The sequence below is a fragment of the Providencia sp. PROV129 genome (assembly GCF_028482245.1).
Taxonomy (GTDB): domain Bacteria; phylum Pseudomonadota; class Gammaproteobacteria; order Enterobacterales; family Enterobacteriaceae; genus Providencia; species Providencia vermicola.
In genome coordinates this window covers 44,001-65,745 of the sequence record NZ_JAMPQD010000020.1, presented here as the reverse complement: position 1 = coordinate 65,745, position 21,745 = coordinate 44,001, and the positions used below count along the sequence as shown (strand labels likewise).

Sequence of the window (21,745 nt, the reverse complement as noted above, 5' to 3'; positions counted from 1 at the left end):
TTTTGCGTTATCAAGTAGCTTATTCAGAAAGTAAAATTGATAATCTGGAGTGAGATCATGGTTAAGCCGTCAGGGAATGAGCAATTAAAAACAGGAAAAAATAAAAATCAAGGTTTCTTCCCAAAACAACCCTCAGTAAAAAGTGTGAAAGAAAGCTCGCACTCTTTTAGCCTTATTCGTGCTTTTTCTAAAATAATTAATTACGGTTTTTCCCTTTTCTATGTTGGGTTTATTTTATCCGTTTGGTTCTTTCCTGAGTACTACACTGTGGAAATTATTTATAACCTGACCATTATTCTAATTTTTGAATTTATTTTGATTCACTCTGGCGTCTTTATGGCGGTATTTCGTGATTGGCGAATATTAACCTTATTTGCGCTTTTCTATGGCTTATTTGCATTGGTAATTAATATGTCAGTATTAGGGGATTCACCCTTGATACTTTATTTATATAGTGCGACAGTCGCGAACCGGATGCTATTTGGTTTAACCAGCCGTAGCGAACAAGAACGCAATGAAAATATGGGCTATTCGGCGCTAATGGCGCTCAATTTTATGTTTTGTATTTTTCTCGTATTAATTTTATCTTTCCTTGTGCCTTATGGTGGGTTAACACCTGAGTATTTGCGGTCTATTGGTTATTACGCCAGTATTTCCACGGGAGGAGAGTTTCCTGACAAACCTCATGTCGCTTTTGCGTTTGGAGTGCTCTACTTTGGGTTACCCATTTTTATGGCCTGTTTAATGAATTTCTTGTGTAAAGGTCACTCTATTTACCGAGAAAAAGGAAAGTAAGTTCGTGGCAAGGAAGATAAGAAACAAAAAAAATACCAATAAGCATTCATCATCATTCTCAGTAAAAGGGAAGCGCCATTTTATTGCATCAGGTAAACCTCAAGGTGTTATGCACTTTCTACCTTCTCTGGTGGATCACGGCTTAACTATTTTTTATATCGGTTTTTTATTGTCTTTGTGGTTTTCCCCTGATTGGTCAGGTGTTGAAGTGGTTTACAATATGGTATTGATACTGTTGTTTGAGTTTATTCTAGTGCATATGGGCACAATGATGGCAGTACTTCAGCGTGGTTTTTTCTTTATTTTTGTGGCCGCTATTTTAGGTGGCGTGGCTTATATTTTTCATACTACGCAAATTAATTCTTCCGCCATTCTTTATATTTACGCGGCTACGTTAATAAACCGAATTATTATTGGGCGTCAGCAAGGGAATGAGTTTGATAATTTTAATGTCTTCGATGAAGGGATTGCTAAATTACGTCATTATGTTGCGTGTTTTATTATTGCTGTATTTTTAACGCATTATTTGCCTGAAGGGGGGCTTACGGATCAATACCTTGAAGATAATAACTATTATGGCATGTTAAAAATGACAGGGATGACGGAAAAACCGCTTATGATTATTCAATTCGGTGTTTTGTATTATTCAACATCGCTACTTTGGGTTTTGTGGCGTTTTTTAAACCCAAAAAAGAGATAAAAAAAGCGCCTATCGAAATAGGCGCCTGGTGTTGGCAAAAAATAAAAAAATTAACGTGTTATTGATTTAAATTGCTGTGTAGTCTTTGTTAGTGCGACTTCGGTAGGTAAACGCTCCATTGAACTTGCACCATAAAAACCATGGCAGTCAGGGCAGTTTGCTAAAATATACTCGGCATCTTCAGGTGTTGCGATAGGGCCGCCGTGGCAAAGGACAATGACATCATCACGCACCGCTTTAGCTGCTTTTGCCCATTCATTGATAAGAGGTACACAGTCTTTGAGCGTTAGCGCTGTTTCGGCACCAATATTCCCACCTGTTGTTAACCCCATATGTGGCACAATGATATCCGCACCTGCTTTGGTCATTTCAACAGCATCATCAGCACTAAAAACATACGGAGTGGTCAATAAATCTTTTTCGTGTGCCATGCGGATCATATCTACTTCTAGGCCATAGCCCATTCCCGTCTCTTCCAAATTAGCGCGGAAATTACCATCAATCAGGCCAACGGTCGGGAAGTTTTGCACGCCCGCAAAGCCTGTCGCTTTGATGTCATCTAAAAATTTATCAAACTGGCAAAATGGGTCAGTACCGTTAACACCTGCAAGAACAGGAGTGTGCTTAACAACAGGCAAGACTTCTTTTGCCATGTCCATAACGATTTCATTGGCATTGCCATAAGCGAGCAAGCCTGCAAGTGAACCACGACCCGCCATGCGGTAACGGCCTGAGTTGTAGATAACGATTAAGTCAATGCCACCAGCTTCTTCACATTTTGCGGATAAACCTGTACCTGCACCACCGCCGATAATTGGTTCTCCACGAGCAATCATTTCTCTGAATTTTTTCAATAACTCTGCGCGGTTATGTTTCATATTAACCTCTATTATTTGTTCAAAATTTCCTGGTGTAGCTGAATAACCTGTTCACAAAAATCTTGGGAATTTATGTGGTGAGGACTCAAAATAAGCTGTCTTTTTTCTGTTATTATCAAATTTTCTTTCAGTGCATCGATAAACGCTTGGTCCGCAATAGGATCCCAGAACGGTGCACCTTCGGTATCTAATGCGGAAAACCCTGATGTTGGAACAATAAAACGGATTTCGCCATCACAGCGATTTAATCTCTCAGCAATCCAACGACCCATTTGTTGGTTTTCTTCTTTGGTTGTTCTCATCAATGTGACTTGTGCATTGTGATGGTAAAATAAGCGGTCTTGGTATTTTTCAGGTACTGTGGTGGGGCGACCAAAATTCACCATATCCAACGCACCACAAGACATGACGCAAGGTATTTGTGTACGTTGAATGGCACCAAAACGGTCTTCATCACAGGCTAAAACGCCACCAAATAAATAGTCACACACTTCTGTTGTCGTCATATCCAGCACAGAATGCAGTAATTGACTATCAATCAGTTTTTCCATCGCTTTACCACCACTCCCCGTGGCATGAAACACGAGGCAGTCGTATTGCTCTTCTAATTGTGCGGTAAGTTGTTGAACGCAAGGTGTCGTTACGCCAAACATAGTTAGGGCGATGGCAGGTTTGATATCAATATTTTCTTCTTCTTGGTTAAACCAGACGGCACCTGCTATTTGATTTGCTGCGTTTTTTAACACTTTACGAGAAATAATATTTAATCCTGAAACATCGGTGACTGAGTACATCATCGAGATGTCACTTGCACCGATATAACCTGAGATATCCCCAGACGCCATAGTGGAGACCATTAACTTAGGAATACCAACAGGGAGCACTTGCATTGCAGGGGTGATTAATGCGGTCCCGCCCGAGCCCCCTAAACCAAGGATTGCCGCGACATCAGTTTGTGCAGCAAGGTAAAGGCTAAAAGCGTGAGCCATCGCCTCAATCGCTTTGCCACGGTCACCACAAAAAACCGCATCCACACCAAGAGGGTGAAAGCTTGCGATGGTGTGTGCGCTGACATCTGCCTCTTTTTCTAATTGCGTTGGTTGAGTGGTTAAATCAACGGTGCGAACAGCTAACCCAGCGCTTTTAATTAATTCACTGACATAAAATATTTCAGCACTTTTGGTATCCAGCGTTGTGGCAATATAGATAAAACCAGGGTGTTTTTTCATATAAAAATCCTTTCAGATTAGAGTTCGCGTTGAATTTTTCACCGTAATGAGACTATAGTATCATTTTTTGCGTTTGTAAAATGAGATTGCAGTCTCATTTTGGGTTTATTGAAGAAACAATTAGTTGATATTATGCATATCATATTGATAAAACATCAGAAATATTATTAGTGCTTTGTATCATAGGGTTGCTAAATTTGTGATAGGGATACAATATTTAATTGTATATACAGGATAGTTTGGGAGATTAAACATTTAACGGTATGTCACTGAGAAGGATAACTTATTTTTGCTTGTGTTTTCTCAGTATTATTGACTAGACTTGATGTAAGAGACAGTATTTTAAGGATAAATAAAATGCCTAAAACTAATTCGGCTCAGGGATATAAGGGAACGCGAAAACGGACTTATCTATTATTGGTAACAACGGCTTTAGATTTATTTGAAAAAGGGGCAATGCCTTCCGTTTCTGAGCTAGCACTTGAAGCGGGGGTTTCCCGTGCAACCGCTTATCGGTATTTTCCCACTCAAAGTGATTTAATCACGGCAACTGTTAATGAAAGCTTAGGGCCCATTTTAACATGGCGGCCTCAGAGTGAAAAAACGGAAGAGCGTATTGATGAACTGCTGGCCTTCGCTTTTCCAAGAATGTTTGAGCATGAAGGCGCTTTAAGAGCTGCATTACAAGCCTCATTGCAGCAATGGGCACAAGGGCGTTCTGCTCCGCAAGAGGTAAAAAATAAGCAATTCGAACGGGGAAACCGCAAAGATATTTTAACAATGGTCACAGCACCGATGAAATCGGAATATCCGCAAGAAATTATTGATAAGGTAATCAAAGCATTTTCCGTTATTTATGGCTCGGAGATTTTCTTAGTGCTAAAGGATATTTGGAAGATGGATAATGAGCAGGTCATTGAATTAGCACAATGGATGGCAAAAGCGATAATTAACCAAGCCATAACCGATAATGCTAAATGTCAAAATAAGGCTCTTTAAAGACAGATTGGGAGGCAGTAAAAATAAGGAAATCAAAAACTAATAATGGTAAAACCGCAGTGAATGATCACTATCATAATAAATAAATGAAAACTAAGGTCATCAGGCATTAATAATATGATATAAATTAAGACTATAAATAATCTTAACGGTTAATGTTGTATGATGAAATTATTTAATATGATAATTGGGATCGTTGTTTGCGCAGTGATTGGAGGGGGGCTAACTTACCTTGGTGTCCCACTTGCACTGATGTTTGGCCCAATTATCGCTGTTATCATTTTTCATCGCTTTGGCATTTCTTTTGCTATACCAAAACACACAATTTCTTTTGTTCAAGTGACATTAGGTACCTCGGTTGGTTTGATGTTTAACCAGGTTTCGCTCAATGAGGCTGATAATTTATTCTTGCTGTTATTGATGTTAGTTGTGTGCCTAGCTGTGCAATTTTCCTTTAGTTTTTTTTGGTTTTACCGCAAGGTTGGCTGGACAAAACAAGAAGCTATGTTGGGGTCTGTACCAGGGGCAATGGCTGCCATTTTGGCCTTAACTGACCATACCCACACACCACCACAGAAGATTGTTATTTCCCATACTATTCGCCTTATTATATTAATTTTATTAGCTGGGATTGTGGTTGGGAGCGATGGCGATCCGCAACCGATTATTGAGTTTCCTTCATTAACGCTGGCTGCAACAATGTGGTTATTGCTCATTGTTGTTGTTGGGGTGATTACAGGCTTGATATTGCAGCGTTTTAGAGTTCCTGCACCTTATATGCTCACATCATTAGCCGCAGCAACATTAATACAAAGTTGGGTTGATATTCCATTAAACTTCCCATTAATGCTGACTGAACTGAGTATGGTATTAATTGGGATGAATATCGGTAATCACTTTGTAGTTTTTCCGCTTTCATCATTAATTAAAAATATTTACTCCTCTGCGCAAGTTGTCGTCATCAATATTATTTTGACATTCTTGATTACGGTATTTGCAGCATGGTTAACGGGGTATGATATTTCGGTATTATTACTTGCTTGGGCGCCAGGTAGTATGGAAGCGATGACTTTTGCTGCAATTACAATGAATTTGGATGCAGGATTTGTCATGTCGAATCATATTATCCGCATGGTGATTATTCAAAGCATTCCATCTGTTGTTTTATTTTGGCAAGAACGTAGGGCTAAAAAAATGCAATAAATGTGCTTAGTAGGAGAAGAAAACATGCACTTAAATCCTTGCATGTTTTCTTGACTTAGAGCATGGGGTTATTTTACGTAGGCGAAAAGGCCAAGTGAATCCCGTGCAAGTGACTGGCATTTAAACTCTTGTGTGAGTGGTATTCCCTTCAAGTCGTTATAACTTTCTTTATTTAGCTGAGTCATTTTTTCAGAGTTGTAGTTGCTCAAATCCCATTTATTGCTTTTCGCAAAGTACACGATAGCGCGTTCAATTTCTCTATCGGGAATTTGTGAGTACCCACAGTCATATTTTAGGTAAATAAAAACAGCCGTCAGATCAGCCAGATCTTCAGCTTCGTTAGGGGCAAGAGCTCTGGCAGAATTGGTTATCCCTAACAGAGTCATTATGCATGACATCATTAATATAAATTTGCGCATTCTTTATTCTATCTGTTTTCTATGTCAAGTTACGTTAGCATAAGAATAGAATTGTTAGTCAACTATATTTTTCTTAAATCCATGTAATAAACCCACATTTATAGAGTGGTTTTATTGACCTTCCTGTAAGGGGAGGCTTTATCATACCTTCATTAAACCATGTTTTGCTTCGAAAGTGTAATTTGCCATAAATTACACTATTAATGATTATTGATTTGATAAATAAAAGGAAGGTTATCAATGCTACGTCGCGATTTTCTTAAATTAAGTGCTATCACATATGCTGCAAGTGCGCTGCCTATTTGGAGCCGCATCGCGGTCGCAGCGGGAAATTATCCTACATTAGCGATCCCCCCCTTATTGGAGCCTGATGCGCAAGGTAACATTCAGTTGGTTATTCAGAAGGGCGTATCACAATTTGTTCCTGGAAAGCAAACGACGACATGGGGTTATAATGGCAATTTATTAGGCCCTGCAATTAGCTTGAAAAATGGACAGAATGTTAATATCAATATTGTTAACCAACTGGCAGAAGACACGACAGTTCATTGGCATGGTTTAGAAATTTCAGGTGAACAAGATGGCGGCCCCCAAGCAATAATCCAACCAAACGCAAGCCGCAAAGTGAATTTTACGGTAAACCAAAGTGAAGCGACATGTTGGTTTCATCCTCATACACATGGAAAAACCGGCTATCAAGTGGCTATGGGATTAGCCGGCCTTGTATTAATTAAAGATGATAAAAGTACAAAGCATGGTTTACCAAACGATTGGGGTGTTAATGATATTCCAGTCATTTTGCAAGACAAACGGCTAAAAGATGATGGCCAAATTGATTATCAACTTGATGTGATGAGTGCAGCAGTGGGGTGGTTTGGCGATATCATGCTAACGAATGGTGCTGTTTATCCTAAACATGTTGCCCCGAAAGGTTGGATACGATTAAGGTTATTAAATGGCTGTAATGCTAGAAGTTTAAATATTTCCACCAGTGACGGACGTAAAATGTATGTCGTTGCGAGTGATAGTGGTTTATTAGCTGAGCCGATTGCGTTAACCGAGTTACCTATCTTGATGGGAGAGCGTTTTGAGGTATTAATTGATGCCTCCGATGGCCGCGCATTTGATTTGGTAACGCTACCTGTCGGGCAAATGGGAATGACGATTGCACCATTTGACCAGCCTTTGCCCGTACTGCGTATTGAAACAACGTTGACGAAAGGGGAAGGCGACTTGCCATCAACACTTGCAGCTATACCCGCTATTCCTTCTCTTGCTGGCTTAAATCGCCGTCGTTTCCATTTAATGATGGATATGCGCTTAGATATGCAAGGCATGATGATGTTGCGTGAAAAATATGGCGATCAGGCGATGGGTAACATGGGCGGTCATGGTGCAATGATGGGGAATATGAACCACGGCAACATGAATGCAGGCAATATGAATCATGGAAATATGAATCATGGAAATATGAATAGCAAAATGGGAAGTGGCGGCCATTGTGGTACAGGCTCTGATGGCTTGGATATTCATAATGCGAATACTATAAATGGGCAAGTTTTCTCAATGACGCATCCTGCATTCAACGCTCCTATGAATCAACAAGAAATTTGGGTCGTTTCAGGGCGTGGTGATATGATGTTGCACCCATTCCACGTTCATGGCACGCGTTTTCGTATCCTAAAAGAAAACGGCCAAGCCGTAGAGCCTCATCGTCAAGGATGGAAAGATATTGTCAAAGTAGAAGGGCAGGTGAGTGAAATTTTAGTTGAATTTAAACACCCTGCAACACAACAGCACCCTTATATGGCTCATTGCCATCTCTTAGAGCATGAAGATACAGGGATGATGTTGGGCTTCACTGTGAGTTAACAACCACATTTACTTTCAGAGAAAATGCAGTGTGAAATTTTAGCACTGCATTTTCCTTTATTAGTATATACGTGCTGCCTATGATAAAATTACGCGCTTTCCATTCCCATAGATGCGTAATAGAAGATGAAACATACCCTTGAAGTGATGATCTCTGAAGAAGAGATTGCCCAGCGAATCAGCGAATTAGCCGATAAAATTAGTGCTCATTATCAAAAACTTGATGGTGAATTAGTCCTTGTTGGCTTACTAAAAGGTTCATTTATTTTTATGGCCGACTTATGTCGTAAGATTGATGTTCCCCATGAAGTCGATTTTATGACAGTTTCAAGTTACGGTAATGCGATGACATCAAGTCGTGATGTTAAAATCGTCAAAGACTTGGACGAAGACATTCGCGATAAACACGTCTTAATTGTTGAAGATATTATTGATTCAGGTAATACCTTAAATAAAGTGCGTGAGATTTTCGAATTACGCGGGCCTAAATCTGTCGCTATTTGTACATTACTGGATAAACCTTCGCGCCGAGAAGTACAGGTTCCAGTTGAGTGGATTGGTTATTCTATCGAAGACAAATTTGTGGTGGGTTACGGTATCGACTACGCTCAACAGTATCGTCACTTGCCTTATATTGGCCATGTAACATTACTTGAAGATTAGTATTTTCAGGTGAATTCAATGAAAAAGGACAGCAAAGCTGTCCTTTTGTTTTATCGTATACCAATCATATTTTAGTTGGTAGTAATGATGACATTACTACCCGTGATTTGCCCGTAGCTGTTTGACAGGCTAGGTGTTGTCACTGTAGTGATATTTCTTGAGTTAATTTTTCCATTATAGTTATTAATAGAAAGTGCGGCTTTAGCTGTTAAGTCAAGATCTGCATTCATGATACCACCATTGTTGGAAATCGTATCTGCGGTTGCTTTCAGATTCCCTGCACTTCTAATTTGTCCATAGATATTAATGATTTCCTTATCCATTGCAATATCAATATCAGCTTCCCCAGGTGCAGGGAAAATAGCGTTGGTTTGAATAATGCCAGAAGTATTATTCAATTGGTTACCTTTCATTTTGATACTACCATTCTCAGCGATAATTCCACCATTTTGTTTCACTAAGCCAAGGTACGCTGTATTCCTGCTAAAGTTAGTTGCATTTGTATTACTAATATAACCAGCATTCATAACAATGTTATTGTCAGCTTTAATCAACCCATTAGAATTATTTAAATATTCAGAGATAAAGTTAAGGTTAAACCCTTTAATATAACCTGCGTTATTAGTTAAATTATCAATACGGAAGGTTGATTTACCACTCCCTGAAGCAATAACTCCACTATTGCTTAATTTAGGACTTGTGATATTTAATACTTTTGCACTGCTAATAGTTGAGATGTAATCATTCTGAATCTCTTTATTTGCAGTGATATCTATGCGACCAGTTTCAGTCTTAATGACGGAAGCATTATTAATGACAGTATCAGCATTAATATTAATTTGGCGGTTAGCGCTATTTGTACTATTGTCTCTATTACTTAAAGACCCGCCAGTAAAATTAAAATCTCGACCAGCGCTGACTTTTGAGTTTGTAAAAGCAGCTAATGCGGCAGTTAGATTAATATCATTTGCAGCGATAAATCTATCACTTCCCCATTTGCTGTAATAGCCACTTTGGGTGATAAGGTTTCGTTCAACATTGATATTAATATCTCCATTTTCAGCTTTAACTAAACCTCCAGTAGCATAGTAATCATTAAAGATATTCATATTCACATTTTTATTCGCGCTGATAAGTGCGCCATGCTGGCTGACGAATTTACCATTAGATGTCAAATTAATATCACCAGCATTAGAAATAATAGAGGCACCATTACCATTAGTAAATTGATTACCACTATGAGAAGTTATATGAATATCGCCAATAGATTCGATCTTCGTCTCATTATTGATACTGTAGGCATTTACATTTAAACCTGAATTTCCTGCATTAATTAAACCTTTATTAACTAGAGTACCGCCAGTACCGACTAAGTTAATATTTATTTTGTCAGCATCTAATTTACCTGTGTTAGCAATTGTTAATCCATTAGCTGAACTGTAAGTGTTAGTCAGCTCAGATAATTCATTACCATTAGGGTCAAATAAGCTATTACCTGTAGCGATATTTAGCTCTTTTGCTTTAACATTACCATTAATGAGTACTGAGCGAGCAATAAAATCAATCGCATCAGCCGATGTCATTGTTTTATTTATTGTTACCTGTCCTTTATTAACGTTATAACCAATTAAATTACCAGCAATGACTAATGGTGTACCAGTAACAAAAGCCCCACGTTCCGCATTAATAAAACCACAACTATAACAAGTAATACCTGATGCATTAGCGACAATAACTTGAGCGGCACTACCGGCAACTTCCATCATACCATTAATAGTACTGATGTTATTGCCGATGACTTCGTTTAGAATAATCCTAGCTTCATTCCCTGCGGTTATATTTTCATTACCCGCAATATCACCTCCTAACTGTGTTGAAGTTATTGTACTACTATTATTAAAGATAGTTCCTTTATCTTTCACATTGAAGCTTTGATAAGTATTATGCGAAATTCCTTTATCAGTCGGTTTTTTGATGTGAATAATATTTAAGCCATCAGGTCTATAGATAATTCCGGTTCCATCAAGGCTATAAGTATCATTTACATCACTAGTTGAAACGGAAGGCGCATAAATTTCAGTAACACCTTTTGATGATAATTTACCATAATAATTACTAATGTTATTTGTCGATTTAATGATTAATTTATTACCAGAGTCAATCTTTCCAGCATAGTTATTGAGGGATTTAGTGTTAATAGCAATATTACCGTAGCTTGTTAGCTCACCATTAGTATTATTAAAATCACCCGTTAAATTAAATTCCATACCACCGAAAGATGCTGCTCTTTCTTGAGCAGTACTTTTGAACAATCCATAATTATTAATTACGTTAGTGCCAGTGACGGTAATTCCACCATTTAAAGTTTCAATACCACCAATTTTATTTGTTAACCCAAATTTACTCGCAACTCTGCTAAAATTACTTGAATAATAGTTAGTTAATTGATCAATATTTAATATCATGTCGTTATATGAACGAACATACCCTGCGTTATTGCTTAATGATTTAGCATCAACATTTAATTTTTTAGCATCAATGAAACCTTGGTCATTATTAATCGTATTAGATGTAATGCTTAGGTGATCACCCGAAATAAATCCGCTTCTATTATCAAGGTCGTTAACTTTGATATTTGATTCGTAAGTAGGAACTGGAACGGTATTCGGTATATTAGTTGGGGAAATAATTTTTCCCGCATTCACAAGTTTTGCCGAAGTAATGTTTAATCCACGACCACTACTGATGACTGAGTTTGCGTCATTAGTAATATAATTAGTGACATTTAAATCAGATTTAGCATTAGTGGCAGTAATCGATGATGATTTATTTGTTAGACTATTCGCGTCAATGCTCATTCTACGTTTAGCCGTGATAACAGAGTTAGTATTTTCTATAGAGGATACAGTGTTTAAAATGACATCTCTGCCTGCATCAATTTTAGCATTTTCACTAATAATTCTATCTGCGGTAATATTAATATCTCTACCAGCAATAATTCTATCTTCAGGTCTGACACTTGAATATTCACGCCACTGATAAATTGTACCTCTAGCGTCAATATTGACATCACCTGTCTCGGATTTGATTAAACCGCCACCATTTTGAATCTCATTGGTTTTAATATTAATATTATTTTTAGCTTGGATGCTCCCACCGTTACGGTTTAAAACAGTATTATTGGTGCGTAAATTAATATCACCTGAGGTTGAAATAAGTTTGCCTTTATCGTTATCAAAGGTTACATATCCAGAATTAGTTTCATTCGTCAGAATATTAAGATCATTTTTAGCACTGACTAACCCTTTGTTATGAAAAGTGTTTACGTTTAAGTCAATATCACCAGAAGACTCTATTTTGTTACTCTCATTAGAGAAAACCCATGCAGATTTAGCCGATAAGCCTTTATCACCCGCTGATATAATCCCCTTATTTTTTACACCGACTCCATTTTCAGTAGAGATTAAGGTGATTTTATCAGCGTACATACCACCTAACGCAGAAACATCAATACCCACAGAAGGTCTACTACCTGTAGCTGCAACAGTAGAGACAACATCACCGTTAGTATCGACAAAGTTATGTCCAGTGACGACTTTGAGCTCTTTTGCTTTTAGTTGGCCGTTAATCACCGCTGAACGCGCGATAATTTCAGTAGGGGAATCAGAAGTTAAACCTTTATTAACGATAATTTGCCCTTTGGCTACGTTATAACCCAGTAATTCCCCATTACCGATAATCGGTTTACCTGTTGTGAGAGTTGTGCTTTCGGTATTAATAAAACCACAGCTATTACAGGTAATTCCTGATGGGTTAGCAACAATCACTTGTGCTTTTTTACCCGCAACTTCGACCATCCCGTTTAGTGTTGTTGCATTATTTGAGTTAACCTCATTAATAATAACCGAGGCTTCACCACCTGATAAATTAAGGTTTCCGTTAATCAGTCCACCTAATTGAGTGTTAATATTGTCCTTACTATTATTTAGGATAACACCCTTATTATCGACATCAAATTTATTATATATATTGTGAGAAACACCTTTATCACTGGGTTTATTAATATGAACGATAGTAGGACCATTACTGTTGGTCATAACTCCCGCTCCATTAGTATTAATTATTTCAGCATGAGCTATCGATGTGATGCCTAAAATGGCAGAAACACATAAAACGATTGGTTTTAGTTTTAACGTAGAGGTATAGGACTCGACTTTAATAGGTTGACTCATAAAAATATCCCTAAATATGTTTTGAGATTAATATTTACAAAATAATAATATTCCATTATAGCTAGTGAATTATGAGCCAAAATAAAAATAAGTATATTTAAAAATACTTATTTGATAGTGATTTGCCCACCTTAATATTAAATATTATTTATGGTGTTATTATAGATGAATATGTGACGGAGTTGTATAACTCGTTTATAATCAAAAGGTAAGCTTTACTCCGTATTAGAATAATTATGTAATAACACCTACCGTCATATATTTAATTGTTTACTCACATTTGTTGTTAATGATAAATTTGATTTAATTGGATTTTATTTTTATTTTCTTTTTTTTAGACAATTGAAAGAAAAGTTTTTTATATTTTAATTACGCTGATTTAGGATTTAATTAGAAAGAAGCTCTTAGTTATAAGAGCTTCCAATTTATATTTTAAATTACTTTTTTTGAGTTAAAGTAGAAATGGCTTCACGGTAACACAATTCAAGCTTTTCTCGACTATCGGCAGTAATATGTAAGTCTTGTAACCGACCATTGTTAATCCCATATACCCAACCGTGGATCATTACTTTTTGGCCGCGTTTCCATGCAGATTGCATGATCGTTGAATGTCCTAAGTTATAAACTTGTTCAACAACATTTAATTCACATAAACGGTTAAGACGCTCACAAGGCTTTAATTCACCCAACATAGAGCTATGTCTGTACCAAATATCTCTTATGTGTAATAGCCAGTTATTAATTAAGCCAAGTTCGGTGTTATCAACCGCTGCTTCAATACCACCACAGCCATAGTGGCCACAAATAATGATGTGCTCAACTTGTAAGACATCAACCGCATATTGAATGACAGATAAACAGTTTAGGTCAGTGTGAATGACTAAGTTGGCAACATTACGGTGCACAAAAAGGTCCCCAGGTGCCGCGTTAATGAGTTTTTCTGCAGGTACTCGGCTGTCAGAGCAGCCTATCCATAAGAATCTCGGCTTTTGCGCTTTTGATAATTCTTTGAAGAATTCGGGGTCTTGTTCATTGACTGATGCTGACCATGCTTCATTGTTAGCAAACAGCTCTTCGATTTTTCTCATCATGACTTATAGCCTAGTTGTGTTACTTTGCGATAAAATCTTATACAACATTTATTGATTAATTAATAATTAGTTATACTAATTTTAATGCCCTTATGATGAACCTGTCTTTTAGACAAGACAACCCTAAATTTATAACATATTGAATTATATTGTATAAACTAATTATCTCTTTTCTGCATAACATAGAGCAGAAAAAAGTGGCATCATAAGAGTATATTGCCTCCAAACCGTCCTAAGAATAAAGGGTTTTTTTATATATGACGTATGCACTTGAGTTATCGCAGTTAACAAAAACCTATTCAGGTGGCGTTAAGGCTCTGCGAGGAATCGACTTATATGTTGAAGATGGTGACTTTTATGCTTTGCTTGGGCCTAATGGCGCAGGCAAATCAACAACTATCGGTATTATCAGCTCATTAGTAAATAAAACGAGCGGCTCAGTTAAAGTATTTGGCTATGACTTAGAAAAACAAGTTGTACTTGCGAAGCAGCAACTCGGGTTGGTCCCTCAAGAATTTAACTTCAACCCATTTGAGACCGTTTTGCAGATTGTCCTAAACCAAGCGGGTTATTATGGTGTCCCGCGTTCTGTTGCCATCCAACGTGCTGAACAATATTTGACGCAACTGGATTTGTGGGAGAAACGTGATGAACGCGCTCGTAATTTATCAGGCGGGATGAAACGCCGATTAATGATCGCTCGAGCGTTAATGCATCAACCAAAGTTATTAATTTTGGACGAACCTACTGCGGGTGTTGATATTGAATTACGCCGTTCTATGTGGTCTTTTTTAAAGAATTTGAATGCACAAGGCACAACAATTATTTTAACAACGCACTATTTAGAAGAAGCAGAAATGCTGTGTCGTAATATCGGTATCATTCAACACGGTGAACTTGTTGAAAATACCAGTATGAAACAGTTGTTGAGCAAATTAGAGTCAGAGACCTTTATTTTTGATTTAATGCCAAAAAGTCCTATACCACAATTATTAGGGTATGAATCTCGTTTGGTAGACACATCAACGATTGAAGTGGATGTAAAGAGAGAGCAGGGGCTAAATAGTGTCTTTAGTCAATTTAGCGAACAAGGTATCCAAATTTTAAGTATGCGTAATAAGGCAAATCGTTTGGAAGAATTATTTGTTAGTTTAGTCAAAAAAGAAAGTAATGCGACCGAAAAGGAGATAACAAGATGATCTCATTATACTGGGTTGCATTAAAAACGATTTGGATAAAAGAAGTCACTCGGTTTGGCCGTATTTGGATACAAACATTATTACCACCCGTGATCACCATGTCGCTGTATTTTGTGATTTTTGGTAATTTAATTGGTTCACGAATTGGTGATATGGGAGGGGTAGATTATATGCAATTTATCGTTCCTGGTCTGATTATGATGGCTGTTATTACCAATTCATATTCGAATGTTTGTTCATCATTTTTTGGTTCAAAATTCCAAAAAAATATTGAAGAATTACTTGTTGCGCCTGTTCCAACGCATATTATTATCGCTGGTTTTGTTGGTGGTGGTGTTGCGAGAGGAATTTTAGTTGGTTTCCTCGTCACATTGGTTTCTTTGTTTTTTATTCCACTACAAGTGCATTCATGGATTATGGTCGTGGTGACACTATTGCTCACAGCGATTGTGTTTTCACTTGCTGGGCTATTAAATGCGATTTTTGCAAAAACATTTGATGATATTAGTATTGTACCAACGTTTGTACTAACACCCTTAACTTACTTGGGTGGGGTATTTTATTCCTTATCGTTATTGCCGCCATTCTGGCAAGCCGTGTCAAAGTTAAACCCCATCGTTTATATGATTAGCGGGTTTAGGTATGGTTTTCTTGGTATTGCAGATGTGTCAATTGCAATTACACTTGGAGTACTAATGATTTTCTTAGTCGTTTTCTATTTACTGACCTGGTATTTAATTGAGCAGGGTAGAGGGCTTAGAAGCTAAGAATGGACGATTGAATTCTGTATGAAAAAGCTGCTTTTGCTATGCAATATAGCAAAAGCAGCTTTTTATATTTAAATAACATAATTATCAGTTAGTTAAATATGTAAGTTACGGGCTAAGCCACTTGTACAGGAACTGCTTTTGCAATTCGGCTCATCACATTATTTTCATCAAAGTAAGCGACGTTTGGCTTGTGAGTGCGAGCATCTTCATCACTCATATTCACATATGAACAGATGATCAGTTTATCACCCACCGCAGCACGACGAGCAGCAGCGCCATTAACGGAAATGATACGCGAGCCTCTTTCCCCCGAAATAGCATAAGTTGAAAAGCGTTCACCATTATCAACGTTATAAATATCAATGGCTTCGTATTCAAGGATACCCGCAGCGTCCATAAAGTCTTGGTCGATAGCACAAGAACCCTCGTAGTGGAGGTCAGCCTGAGTGACAGTGACTCGGTGGAGTTTGCCTTGTAACATTTTTCTTAACATTTTTTTCTTCTTCGTCCTTCAAACTGCAGCGTTGTTGGCTACGTGCATTCGCCCTAGTCACATACTTATGTATGTTCCCAGGAACTCACTTACTTGCCGCCTAGCTGCAATCTGAATGACTTTGAAGAAATCATTGTGCCTTCAAACTGCAGCGTTGTTGGCTACGTGCAATGTAAGTCGTAACTGGATTATCAACGCAGCAAGATGGTTGCTGTGAAAGTATTATAAGTCTTATTGTTTTATTTAATATCGCGTTTCAGGTCAACTTGTAAATTGTCAATTAAACGAGTTTGACCTAACCATGCAGCCATTAAAATTACAGCACGTTTGCTTGCATCACTAAGTGGCAATAATGTTTCTGCATCACGAATAAACAGCTCGTCAGGGGTAAAACCTGCTTCACGTAAGCTGTTATTCATATCGGCAATAATATCGTCAGATGAACTTGGCTCAATTACTAATTTTTCTCCCGCTTGTTGCATAATTTGATACAACATAGGTGCGGTTTTTAGCTCATCGGCAGATAAATTGTTATTACGAGAGCTCAGTGCTAGACCATTTTTGGCTCTCACTGTTGGGACACTGATAATTTGGGTATCAAAAGATAAGTCATTAACTAATTTACGAATTAATTGCAGTTGTTGATAGTCTTTTTCACCAAATAAGGCAATTTCAGGCTGAACGAGGTTAAACAGCTTTGTGATAACCGTAGCTACGCCCTTAAAATGCCCAGGGCGGCTTGCACCTTCTAACATCGTTGATAACTCAGGCACTTCAACAAAAGTCTGTTTTTCCATACCGTCAGGGTAGAATTCTTGCGAAGAGGGTGCAAAAATTAAATTTACGCCCTTACGTTTGAGTTTTTCACAGTCTTCTTGCAGTGTGCGAGGGTAATTTGCGAGGTCTGATTGTCTATCAAATTGCATTGGGTTAACAAAAATACTCGCAATAACAATATCAGCTTGCTGTTTGGCTTGGTCAATCAGCGTTAAGTGACCATCATGCAAATTTCCCATCGTTGGGACAAGTGCGATGCGTTTGCCTTCTTGTTTCCAACGGCGAATTTCGCGGCGAAGTATCAGTGCCGTTTCAACGATAAGCATACAAGTCGTCCTTATATATGAGTCAATTAAGAAAATGAATGAGCTTCAGCTGGGTAAATGCCTGCTTCCACTTCTTGAATATACAAGCGGATGGCATCATGCATGTTGCCTGCCTGCGCAAGGAAATTTTTCGCAAATTTCGGTGGGCGAGCGGTAATCCCTAACGCATCATGCATCACCAAAATTTGCCCATCCGTTCCATTTCCTGCGCCAATACCAATAACGGGTAATAACAATTCTTCTGTGACGTGGTTAGCTAATGACGTTGGCACACATTCAAGTACTAACAGCTGTATCCCTGCATTTTCGAGGGCAATTGCATCTTTTACTAGCTGATTAGCTGTCACTTCGTCACGACCTTGTACTTTGTACCCACCCAGTACATTCACCGCTTGTGGTGTTAACCCTAAATGGCCACAAACAGGCACAGAACGTTCAGTTAGCATTTTGACCGTATCACATAACCAGCTACCACCTTCGATTTTAACCATGTTTGCTCCTGCCTGCATGAGAATAGCGGCATTAGCACAGGCTTGCTCTGGGGTAGCGTAGCTCATAAATGGCATGTCTGCGATGATAAAGGCGTCTGGTGCACCTTTGCGGACGCAGCGGGTATGGTAGGCAATTTGTTCGACAGTAACGGGTAATGTGCTGGTTTCACCTTGAATAGTCATACCTAACGAGTCACCTACCAGCATCACTTGGATCCCTTGCTCATAAAATAATTGAGCAAAGCTTGCATCGTAGGCGGTCATGGTAGCAAATTTGCGTTTGTCTTTTTTAAACTGACATAAATCAGCCAGAGAAATTGGTTTCATTATAATAACCTCCGGAAATGATCTCCCAACGACCACACCTCAGAAGAGGTTGATTATTTTAGGCGTTAATATCCCAAAATGTTAGGCCGTTACGCGGGACGTGTGTGAGTCTTTCAGACAGCAATTCACCATCTGGAAAAACAAGAGTAGGGGCAAGTTCGCTGAGTGGATACAACATAAATTCTCGCTCTTTCAGCCCATAGTGTGGAACCGTTAATCGTGGTGTATTAATAACACGGTTACCAAAAAGCATGATATCGAGATCGAGGGTTCTCGGCCCCCAGCGTTCGTCTTTGCGCACACGACCAAGGTCAAGCTCGATTTGTTGGGTATAGTTGAGTAGTGCTTCTGGCTCAAGCGTTGTTTCAAGGCATACAGCCAGATTTAAAAAATCTGGCTGATTTTGCGGGCCTAACGGCTTCGTGCGGTAAATAGATGATGTTGCAGTAACATGGCTATTAGGAATAGCGTCTAATGCTGCAATAGCTTGTTGTGCCTGTTTAAGAGGCTCACCAAGGTTACTTCCTACAGCAATATAGACTTGTTCCATAACGGGCTCTCTATTTATGACGATTTATTGGGTTTGCGTGCCCCTGCATGAGAGGAGCGTTGCGGGCGATGACGGCGGCGAGTTGGGGCATTGCCTAATTCTGAAATCATCTCACGCTGCTTACTGTTGTTAGCTTGCTGAAAATCTGCCCACCATAGTGCCAGTTCTTGTAGCTCATTACGATGTTCTACATTGGCTCTAAGCTCTAATAAATCAAAGGCGGCACGGAACTTTGGGTGCTCCATTAATTTATTGGCGCGTCGCCCTTGGCGGCGTGGTAAGCGTAATTGCAGTAACCAGATATCACGCATTGTTGTCGTGATACGTTTAGGGATGGCAATTGAACGACATTGCTCATCTAAAATATCATTCATCGCAAGGGCAAAGGCATCATAATAAGCGAGGCCACCTTCTTGGGACAGCTTCTCTGCATGTTCAGTAACGGGATACCATAACATGGCCGCAAATAAAAATGCAGGGTTGACACGCTTATCGTTTTTAAGCCTGAAGTCTGTGTTTTTCAAGACTTGCTCAATGATTTTTTCCATTGGCGAGTCATCAGTTTCACTAAAACGGCTCGAAATAACAGGGAATAGTTGCTCAAATAAACCAAATTTCTTGAGCATCTTGTACGTTGAATAACCTTGACCTGCTTGAAGTAATTTTAAGGACTCTTCAAATAATCTTGCAGAAGGAATTTCCCTTAATAATGGAGCAAGATGATAAATTGGGTCTGCGGTTTTTGGCTCAATAGTCATATCCAACTTACACGCAAAGCGTACTGCCCTGAGCATTCTAACAGGGTCTTCGCGGTAACGAGTTTCAGGGGCACCAATAAGACGAATAACACCCGCTTTAAGATCAGCCAATCCATTGACGTAGTCACGTAAAGTGAAATCATCAATGTTGTAATACAGACTATTAACGGTGAAATCGCGACGAATAGCGTCTTCTTCGATAGAACCAAAAATGTTATCGCGCAGCAACATGCCATTTTGTGCCTGTGATGACAAGTTCTTATCATCTGAGGCATTCTGGTCATGATGTCCGCGGAAAGTTGCAACTTCAATAATCTCAGGGCCAAACATAATATGCGCTAAGCGGAATCGGCGGCCAACAAGGCGGCAATTGCGAAATAGCTTACGGATTTGCTCTGGCGTTGCATTTGTTGTGATATCAAAGTCTTTTGGCTTTTGGCCTAATAATAAATCACGAACACCACCACCCACTAAGTAGGCTTCATAGCCACTTTTATTTAAACGATAGAGGACTTTCAGCGCATTATCGCTGATGTCACTGCGGGAAATAGAGTGTTCAGAACGCGGAATAACAGTAATGTTTTCGTTATTTTCGGTTGTCATTGTAGGGTGTTTCTCAGACGAAGAATCGGCACGTTGAGATTGACGAACCGTTTTTTTAATAGACGCTGTTTTTGGCGTTTGTTTAGCGTTCCGAGTACGAGGAGATGTCTGCTCCTTATCGGAATGAGTGACTGGCCTTTTACCGGCTGCCGAGGTATCTCGCTGAGTATGCGTGTGCTGCAAGGAATCTTCACTATTCGATGCAGTGGTATTACGAGATAAAATGTGACGGCAGAAATTTGCTACTCGGTTAAAAATAGTACACCTCGATGTGATTACCAATGTTCAATAAACAAAATAAGCGGCTAATCATAGCTCACAGAAGTTTCTTTGAGAATGGTTAAACGAATAAAAGTCACGTCTAATCATTTTTTTTATCAATAAAAATAGATTAAAAAACAAGCGATATTTTTCTTGGTTTCATCACTTATGGCGCAGAATACCTTATTTTAGTGGGTTTTTACCACAAAGACATTAAGCGCTATTTAAACCATAATCTGAAAAATACACTGTAAAATTCAATAAAAAATTTACTGAAAAATCGCATTTTTATTAAGACCCGATTAACGTATTCGTTTGCTAGCCATGAATTTTATCAAAAATGATAGCAAAAATAAGGAATGAATAAAGGCGCGTATTAGATTGTGTGAAAAAGAGGGGATTTTAAAGGGGCGAAACCCTTACAACGGCGCACGCAATATGCGCCGTTCAGGACTCCATTTGAGCAATTAGCCTGCCATTTGCTTTTCGCGAATTTCAGCTAATGTTTTACAGTCGATACATAAATCAGCGGTAGGACGGGCTTCCAAACGACGGATGCCAATTTCTACACCACATGATTCACAGTAGCCAAAGTCGTCATCTTCAACTTTTTTCAGCGTTTTCTCGATTTTCTTAATCAATTTACGTTCACGATCCCGGTTACGTAATTCAAGGCTGAATTCTTCTTCCTGAGCGGCTCTATCAACGGGGTCTGGAAAGTTAGCTGCCTCATCTTGCATATGAGTAACAGTCCGGTCCACTTCATCTCTGAGTTGATTGCGCCATGCTTCGAGAATGAGCTTAAAATGCGCCAATTGGGCTTCGTTCATGTACTCTTCGCCAGCTTTTTCATGATAGGGCTCAACCCCAGCAATGGCGAGAATGCTTAAGGACGATGTCTTACGTTTTTGCCCTTCTTGCATAATGCTTCTCCTACACACGCAAATTTTACAAAAACCCCAAGGGGGAAAATTTAAGGTCGCTATAAATAGCAGAAGAGAGCTCTCTTGGCAATCGTTCATGCAATGAGTTTTGTAATGCTGTGAGGGCGAGCGTGTTTATTCCCTTTTAGCGCCCCAGAACTCAGCGGCCCCGTATAAAAATCTATT

The 21,745-nt window shown here is 38.8% G+C and carries 19 protein-coding genes; 8 read left to right on the top strand and 11 right to left on the bottom strand.

Annotated elements, in window-relative coordinates:
• Positions 1-57 precede the first annotated feature (57 nt).
• Both PSF27_RS14800 and PSF27_RS14795 read left to right on the top strand, forming a co-directional pair.
• Positions 58-795, top strand: coding sequence for a hypothetical protein (locus tag PSF27_RS14800; protein WP_206082972.1), 738 nt, complete (start codon positions 58-60; stop codon positions 793-795).
• Positions 796-799: 4 nt separating this feature from the next.
• Entirely contained in the window at positions 800-1,495 is a 696-nt protein-coding gene (locus PSF27_RS14795) for a hypothetical protein (protein ID WP_272681765.1), read from the top strand.
• A gap of 50 nt (positions 1,496-1,545) precedes the next feature.
• Here PSF27_RS14795 and PSF27_RS14790 read toward each other — a convergent pair whose 3' ends face one another.
• Both PSF27_RS14790 and PSF27_RS14785 read right to left on the bottom strand, forming a co-directional pair.
• Entirely contained in the window at positions 1,546-2,373 is an 828-nt protein-coding gene (locus PSF27_RS14790; protein ID WP_206082970.1) for a phosphoenolpyruvate hydrolase family protein, read from the bottom strand.
• An 11-nt stretch (positions 2,374-2,384) separates the two neighbouring features.
• Positions 2,385-3,602 carry a Tm-1-like ATP-binding domain-containing protein gene (locus tag PSF27_RS14785; protein ID WP_272681764.1) on the bottom strand — a complete coding sequence of 406 codons (1,218 nt, stop codon included), beginning with the start codon at positions 3,600-3,602 and terminating at the stop codon, positions 2,385-2,387.
• A gap of 357 nt (positions 3,603-3,959) precedes the next feature.
• Between PSF27_RS14785 and PSF27_RS14780 the strand changes: the two genes are divergently transcribed.
• Together PSF27_RS14780 and PSF27_RS14775 are read left to right on the top strand one after the other, a co-directional pair.
• Positions 3,960-4,601, top strand: coding sequence for a TetR/AcrR family transcriptional regulator (locus PSF27_RS14780; RefSeq protein ID WP_272681763.1), 642 nt, complete (start codon positions 3,960-3,962; stop codon positions 4,599-4,601).
• Between the two features lie 162 nt (positions 4,602-4,763).
• Entirely contained in the window at positions 4,764-5,804 is a 1,041-nt protein-coding gene (locus tag PSF27_RS14775) for an AbrB family transcriptional regulator (RefSeq protein ID WP_206082967.1), read from the top strand.
• 68 nt (positions 5,805-5,872) lie between these two features.
• Here PSF27_RS14775 and PSF27_RS14770 read toward each other — a convergent pair whose 3' ends face one another.
• A complete protein-coding gene (locus tag PSF27_RS14770; protein ID WP_206082966.1) occupies positions 5,873-6,223 on the bottom strand; it encodes a YacC family pilotin-like protein in 351 nt (116 codons plus the stop codon).
• Between the two features lie 240 nt (positions 6,224-6,463).
• On the opposite strand from PSF27_RS14770, the gene cueO reads away from it, so the two are divergent.
• Together cueO and hpt are read left to right on the top strand one after the other, a co-directional pair.
• A complete protein-coding gene (gene cueO / locus PSF27_RS14765) occupies positions 6,464-8,095 on the top strand; it encodes a multicopper oxidase CueO (RefSeq protein ID WP_272681762.1) in 1,632 nt (543 codons plus the stop codon).
• A 126-nt stretch (positions 8,096-8,221) separates the two neighbouring features.
• The gene (hpt, locus tag PSF27_RS14760) at positions 8,222-8,758 is read left to right on the top strand and encodes a hypoxanthine phosphoribosyltransferase (protein WP_125891608.1); all 537 of its coding nucleotides are present in this window, start codon (positions 8,222-8,224) and stop codon (positions 8,756-8,758) included.
• Between the two features lie 71 nt (positions 8,759-8,829).
• Here hpt and PSF27_RS14755 read toward each other — a convergent pair whose 3' ends face one another.
• Both PSF27_RS14755 and can read right to left on the bottom strand, forming a co-directional pair.
• A complete protein-coding gene (locus PSF27_RS14755) occupies positions 8,830-12,990 on the bottom strand; it encodes a two-partner secretion domain-containing protein (protein WP_272681761.1) in 4,161 nt (1,386 codons plus the stop codon).
• A gap of 437 nt (positions 12,991-13,427) precedes the next feature.
• A complete protein-coding gene (gene can / locus PSF27_RS14750; protein WP_042851647.1) occupies positions 13,428-14,081 on the bottom strand; it encodes a carbonate dehydratase in 654 nt (217 codons plus the stop codon).
• A 257-nt stretch (positions 14,082-14,338) separates the two neighbouring features.
• On the opposite strand from can, the gene PSF27_RS14745 reads away from it, so the two are divergent.
• Positions 14,339-15,280, top strand: coding sequence for an ABC transporter ATP-binding protein (locus tag PSF27_RS14745; protein WP_206082961.1), 942 nt, complete (start codon positions 14,339-14,341; stop codon positions 15,278-15,280).
• Positions 15,277-16,047 (top strand): ABC transporter permease, encoded by a 771-nt coding sequence (locus tag PSF27_RS14740; protein WP_206082960.1) that lies wholly within the window; start codon positions 15,277-15,279, stop codon positions 16,045-16,047. Before PSF27_RS14745 ends, PSF27_RS14740 begins: the two co-directional genes overlap by 4 nt.
• Before the next feature lie 115 nt (positions 16,048-16,162).
• On the opposite strand, the gene panD is transcribed toward PSF27_RS14740, so the two are convergent.
• From panD to dksA, 6 genes are all read right to left on the bottom strand, one after another.
• Positions 16,163-16,543 carry an aspartate 1-decarboxylase gene (gene panD / locus PSF27_RS14735; protein ID WP_206082959.1) on the bottom strand — a complete coding sequence of 127 codons (381 nt, stop codon included), beginning with the start codon at positions 16,541-16,543 and terminating at the stop codon, positions 16,163-16,165.
• 239 nt (positions 16,544-16,782) lie between these two features.
• Positions 16,783-17,646: a pantoate--beta-alanine ligase gene (gene panC / locus PSF27_RS14730; RefSeq protein ID WP_272681760.1), complete on the bottom strand. Its 864-nt coding sequence runs from the start codon at positions 17,644-17,646 to the stop codon at positions 16,783-16,785.
• Between the two features lie 26 nt (positions 17,647-17,672).
• Positions 17,673-18,464 carry a 3-methyl-2-oxobutanoate hydroxymethyltransferase gene (gene panB / locus PSF27_RS14725; RefSeq protein WP_206082957.1) on the bottom strand — a complete coding sequence of 264 codons (792 nt, stop codon included), beginning with the start codon at positions 18,462-18,464 and terminating at the stop codon, positions 17,673-17,675.
• Between the two features lie 58 nt (positions 18,465-18,522).
• Positions 18,523-19,014, bottom strand: coding sequence for a 2-amino-4-hydroxy-6-hydroxymethyldihydropteridine diphosphokinase (gene folK, locus PSF27_RS14720; RefSeq protein ID WP_206082956.1), 492 nt, complete (start codon positions 19,012-19,014; stop codon positions 18,523-18,525).
• A 14-nt stretch (positions 19,015-19,028) separates the two neighbouring features.
• Positions 19,029-20,375 carry a polynucleotide adenylyltransferase PcnB gene (gene pcnB, locus PSF27_RS14715; RefSeq protein WP_442958951.1) on the bottom strand — a complete coding sequence of 449 codons (1,347 nt, stop codon included), beginning with the start codon at positions 20,373-20,375 and terminating at the stop codon, positions 19,029-19,031.
• A gap of 728 nt (positions 20,376-21,103) precedes the next feature.
• Positions 21,104-21,559, bottom strand: coding sequence for an RNA polymerase-binding protein DksA (dksA, locus tag PSF27_RS14710; protein WP_004260494.1), 456 nt, complete (start codon positions 21,557-21,559; stop codon positions 21,104-21,106).
• Positions 21,560-21,745 lie beyond the last annotated feature (186 nt).